Annotated in this window: 4 protein-coding genes; all 4 read right to left on the bottom strand. The window is 35.6% G+C overall.

Annotated features, from left to right (window positions below):
* Window positions 1-135 precede the first annotated feature (135 nt).
* Entirely contained in the window at window positions 136-1,530 is a 1,395-nt protein-coding gene (locus KTB61_RS12790) for a tyrosine-type recombinase/integrase (RefSeq protein WP_216697694.1), read from the bottom strand.
* Window positions 1,531-1,533: 3 nt separating this feature from the next.
* Window positions 1,534-2,499: a helix-turn-helix domain-containing protein gene (locus KTB61_RS12785; protein WP_330656389.1), complete on the bottom strand. Its 966-nt coding sequence runs from the start codon at window positions 2,497-2,499 to the stop codon at window positions 1,534-1,536.
* Window positions 2,500-2,599: 100 nt separating this feature from the next.
* On the bottom strand, window positions 2,600-2,779 hold the full coding sequence (locus tag KTB61_RS12780; protein WP_216697693.1) for a helix-turn-helix domain-containing protein: 180 nt from the start codon (window positions 2,777-2,779) through the stop codon (window positions 2,600-2,602).
* 189 nt (window positions 2,780-2,968) lie between these two features.
* On the bottom strand, window positions 2,969-5,290 hold the full coding sequence (locus KTB61_RS12775; RefSeq protein ID WP_216697692.1) for a nitrilase-related carbon-nitrogen hydrolase: 2,322 nt from the start codon (window positions 5,288-5,290) through the stop codon (window positions 2,969-2,971).
* Window positions 5,291-5,776: the final 486 nt, after the last annotated feature.

Raw genomic sequence — 5,776 nt, 5'->3', positions numbered from 1 at the left:
GCTACAATGTCCATGAGAGTAATCCTCCTTGATATTTGTTTTTTTGGTCGAAAACTATTATATCATTAGAAAGCGATTACTCTCATTTCTTTTTTCTTTATCCAACTAACAATTTCTTTACACCAATGTCCACAACTATTTCTGCAGACTCTTTGCAAGAGAGGATAGAAGAGCAGCCATTTCAGGATTAGATAATACTTTTGAAAGCAGCTCTGCATCCACCCCTTCCGGCACCTGCACTGTATTACCAGCGGGCGCTTCATGGATCTGTGGATCTAAGTTCTTCTTATTATAGAAAGCATCTTCAAACAATTCCGCATTTCTTCTTCTGTCATCATCTATAATATGAGAGTAAACATCAGTAATCATATTGACCTGGGCATGACCGGAATCACCCTGAACTGCTTTGATATCTCCACCATTGAGTTTCAATTTGTAAGTAACACTGGTATGTCTTATACTGTGAAACACAACAGGGGGAAGATCATGTTCTTCAATCAGCTTTTTTAATCCCTTTCTCACAAAAGATCCACTGACAGGAAGTCCATAAGAAGTTGCCATGATCAGTCCATAATCCTGATATTCTTCCCCCAGAATTTCTTTGATTTCCTTATGAGAGTTTTTCCAGTCTATCAGCATCATTGCCACACTCTTTGGTAAGAAGATTTTTCTTACGCTACTATCAGTTTTTGGTGTTTTTAAGATACGAACGGTTTTGCAACGTTTGCTTTCTTCCGGAAAAATCAATAACACATCTTTTCCATCTAATTCCTTAACAGCTTCTTTTGAAACACGCTGCAATTCCTTATTCACATATATGTAGGATCTGCCTTCTTCAATCGCTTCCGGAGAAATATCTACACAATCCCATGTAAGCCCCAGCAGTTCACCAATACGAAGTGACCCGGCAAATGCCAAATTCAATGCAAGTTTTGTGAATTCATCATCACATACTTCGATTGCGTACATTAATTGTTCTGCTGTCCAGATTTCTCTTTTCTTTGCTTTATGCTTTGGAACTGTCGCATGGATACAGGGATTCTTTTCCATAAGCTCCCATTTTACAGCTTGATCAAAAGCACTGCGAAGAAGCTTATGGATATCTCGAATAGTACTTGTGCCTACCGTTTCATTTAATCTTTTTCCAAAGATCGGATTGATTACTGCAGGTGTTTTCAGCAGTGTTTGGTAATATTTCTCTATGAACCGGGTATTGATCTCTGACAGTTTCGTATCTCCAATAATAGGGATGATATAATTCCGAATTAGACCTACATTCCCTTCATATGTAGAAAGTGCCCATTTATCTTTTCCATATAATACGACATACTCTTCAAGCAGTTCTTTGAGCAGCTTGCATTTTGGAACAGAGATTATTCCCATCTCAGCTCGATATTCAATCTCTTTCGCTCTTTTCTTTACCTCTGCCTTCGTGTCATATGTTTCCCATTTCTGTCTACGTTTTCCCTCACTGTCATTGTAATGATAAATCACACAAAACTTGTTTCCTCTTTTTTTAATTGATGCCATGTATTATTTCGCCTCCATATTCTCTCTGTAATTTAACCAGTCTTCAAATTCTGCTCTGGGTATTCGGACCAACTCTCCAATTTTTATAATTGTGTAATGTCCTTTGTTTGCCCAATAATCAATGGTCGGCTTTGACACTTTCGCAAGCATGGCAGCTTCTGCTCTGGTCAAATAGTTTTTATTCCCATTTCCTCTACGAACACCGGACTTAAAAAGTTTCTTTCTTCTGAAATCTGCCAGTGCCATGTTTTCTTCTGCGGCAACTTCTGAATATTCAATGCGAGCATCCAAGTGATATCGATTCTGTCCGTCTAAAAATCTCTGAAAGCTTTCTTTTGTAATTCTTTTCTTATCCGCAATTACCACAAAATCAAAGAACTCTTTATAATTGGGATTATTCAAAATGGAATAAACAGTACTTCGTGTAGTCCCAAGTAATCGTGCCATTTCCGGCATCGTAATTGTTGCAGCTTCTGCAGCCAAATCTTTCTCACGATCAGCTCTGGTTCGATAACGAGACTGGCTAGCATACCATTTTTCAAATTCTTCTTTGGGAATACGCTTCCAATAATCCACCGTAACAGTTTCAATATTTTCACGTTTTAAGATGTCGTATAAGACACTGTCTGTGACACCAAGTTCCTGTGCTAACTCCTGTGGGGAATAAGACCATGCTTTCAAATCTTTCCCCGGTTCGTCGCCATTTACTTTTTTGTATTTCACCTGATTGGCATACCATTTTTCAAAGCTAGCAATATCAATCCAAGTCTTTCCCAATACAACTTTTGTTTTGAAAAATCCTTTATGAAGCAGCCAGTAGCGATCCGTCTTCTTTATTCCAAGCAGATCACCCATTTCATGGACCGTCATCATTGTTCGTTCTTCTGATTCTTTTCTTTGATAAGGATTATTCTTTGCAATCTCATTTGCAACTTTATGAAATTCTGCGTCCATCTGTTCACTGATCACAAGCCGAATCCCCCTTTCTGTTTCATGTAATATAACGCATTTTGCGAAATAATTTTAGTCTGTCAATGATGGTAAAATCATTTCGACCACAAAGAGAGCTTTACTCAGATTCTTCATTTTCATCAAGCCAGACATCAAAACTCTTCTTGGAAATTCTGTATTTGCCCCCAACTAAGATCCAACGAAATTCATTCTTCTTCAAAAGATCATAAACAGACGGTCTGCTCACTCCTAAAATCTCCTGTAAATCTTTCACTGTATAGCATCTTTTTTCTGACATTGTTCATTACCTCTTTCTTTCATATAGAAGGAGATTACTTACTCCTCTATATATCCCAATCCGAAAGGAGGCTTATACAACATGTCTTAGTAAATATTTGTCAAAATAAGAAAATTGCAAAAAAACCTCCGTATGAAATAAATCATACGAAGGTTGCACTCGTTTACTTATACTATTGTTTAACCAGAGTTAGTTTTCTTCATAAAGTATTTCAGCGTTTTCTACTAACCATTCATAATTCTTTCTCCAAGACTCTCGCATACCTTGTTTGTTTCTCCAAATAGCTTCTGGTCCTGTAGTTCGTTCAAGATCAATTCCCCATACTCCATCGAATGGCTTGACAACTTGTGCAGTTCTATTTTTTCCACACTGATAGCACTTATTGATGTTATTCGATTCAAGTATCACTGCACAGTAATTTTCCATCGCGCGTACTTTTAAAACAATTGATAATTTTTCAAGAAAAAAATTTTCATCAACATTATCATGCCTATTGATGATTACATATTTCCGATTTCCGTACTTTTTGATTTTTCTTGAATATAAAAGTGTCTGTACTTTCTCTGGTTTTAGAATATCCATTCCTTCGACCATAAAGAAAAACACATTATACCCGCCAACTTTCTTACGGAAAATCTGGTCAGAAATTTTTTCAGCTTCTTGACACAATGCTACACTATTTCCAATCCTGTAGCTGAGCTGCCACTTTTTATTTTCTGTTTCAACTTTGTTGCTGTTGTCAATTTCCGATTTTCCTGCATCATTTGTAATCTCATATACATATAGTCCACCGGAAATATTGTGTTTGGTCGAATCACCACAAAGATTGATTGAACTCAATTGCCCCCCATTCTTATTAAATCCAAAAACATAATTATTGCTATTTGGCTCCTCCCCGTTACCACCCATAGTCACAAGAGTATAACAGTTATTCTCAATGGCTCTTACTTTATTATACTTAAACCATTTATCATAAATAACATTGCCTCCTGTGCTATTAATGATTAAATCTATTCCATATATGCCGTACATTCTACTAAATAATGCATGATTACAATCATAACAAATAGTCATTCCAATCAAATAACCCTTATACAAAATAGGATTAAAAATATCTCCAGCTATTTCTGGATACTGTTCAAACTCCAAACATGAACTACCACACATCGTGTGCTTGATGTACAAATTCAAATCTGTTTCACCCGGTAAAGGATTTGCATTTGCAAACACACTGAAAATGGTATCATACTTATCATGGCTACTTACTATGACTGCCTTGCCAATTTCTTTACTCAACTCTAAACAATGAGCAAAAATATCATCCTGATCTTCAATCAAAGCTATGTCCTTATTCGTCATTTTACCTTCAAACGGAACATAACAATATTCAGGGAAGACGATGATATCTGCATCTGCCTTTTTCATAACTGGCAATATTTTTTCAAATGCATTTTTATTTTTTAGCTCATTCGTTTGCAAATACATCGCAACCTTAATAGATAATGCTTTCTCTTTTGTAACTATTTCTTCTGTTTCTTCATTTTCATGATTTTCAACTACAGGATGAAAAGCCCTATTTAGAATATCCTTTAATTTTTCTTCCGCATCAGAAGTTTCGAAATCAATTTGTCCATGCATGATACGTACCAATTTATAACCATTCTCATAACAAGCAATATCTCTTGTGCTATCATAATACGCTCGTATCTCATCTCTGTTTATCGGAGAATTATCTTTTGCTTTCACATCACAGCATGCCTTTATCCATAATGAACGATCATAAAGAACATCAATTTCCTTATATGCTTCCAAAGAAATTCTCCGTGCCTCAGAAAAATGCTGACGTTCATCATATTCGATAATCAGTTTTTGACTTTCACACACAAAATCACAGCGCAATGTAACATTCTTCTTTGCAAATGAAGTGTCTCCACGATATGATAATAGTGCGTCATAAAGTTTTTTATAGATTCCATCAATCTTTTCTGGTGTCTTTAACCAAGGGTAAGTTTTTTCACATACAATATCCCCATTAAACATTCTATTAAGAATTAATTGCAGTGCATTTTTCTGTTCAATTACTTGCTTTGATGGAATAACAATTTTTTCTGAATCCATTTTATCATCACTAATCTGAGTTTGTTTCTTTTCAGTGTTAGCATTATTAATTTGCACTTTGGGCTCAATTGTTTTCTTTTTAGAATGAATCTCTTTCTTTATTTCTTTGGTCTTTATATTACCCTTTGAACTTCCACAATAATCTGTTTCAAAACCCAGTCTTTCAAAAAATCTTACCGTTTCCATTCCTCCACCAAAATCACTTTTTTTGATTTCCACACCAAAATGCTCTTGATAAGCCATTCCACGAATATGTTTTGCAGGAAGTTTTTTCCCATCATAAAGAAGAAATGTTGAACGAGGTTCAGGGTACTCTGGATTATTGACAAGAAATCTTTCAATTGCACGAATAACATCGTCTCTGGTAATTACAACCCAATTAAACTTTGCCAAAACAATCCCTCCTCACCTTATTATTGAATAAATAATCATACCATTCAATTATACCAAGGAATTCATTTTTCTTCCACTTCTTAGTTTTTCGATTTCTATGTTCCTATGTTGTATAAGGATTTCTCTCTTTCCGTATATATAAGGGAATATTATTTCTAAAGCAAGATACGCCTATGGATTCCCAAAACTCCATTTCATGGATTTTAGGTCATCCTTTTCGGCATACTTGATAGGGATTCCGCTCCCCATACCCTCGGAAAATCATCAGTTTTGCAATACTACTTGCATATGGATGATTGGCAACAGAGGTTGCAACACTTTTTCTCTGCAGGATATATCCGCAAGACACAAAGTGACATATGGTCCTATGTCAAGATTTAGTACAAGTTAAAATGAGTTTTTCCTCATCCTAACTTGTCATCTGCAATTCGTTTTTCTGGATTTTACGATACAACTTTTCATACTCATTTGGAGACATATAGTCAC

Source organism: Anaerostipes faecalis (assembly GCF_018982945.1).
In the GTDB taxonomy this organism is placed as follows: Bacteria; Bacillota; Clostridia; order Lachnospirales; family Lachnospiraceae; genus Anaerostipes; species Anaerostipes faecalis.
The sequence above is the reverse complement of the archived record's forward strand: the minus strand, read 5'-3'. Positions and strand labels throughout refer to the sequence as shown.

Bases quoted from the DNA above. Each gene is read 5' to 3' on its own strand.
- KTB61_RS12790 (WP_216697694.1), bottom strand. From the start codon at position 1,530: ATGGCATCAATTAAAAAAAGAGGAAACAAGTTTTGTGTGATTTATCAT.
- KTB61_RS12780 (WP_216697693.1), bottom strand. From the start codon at position 2,779: ATGTCAGAAAAAAGATGCTATACAGTGAAAGATTTACAGGAGATTTTA.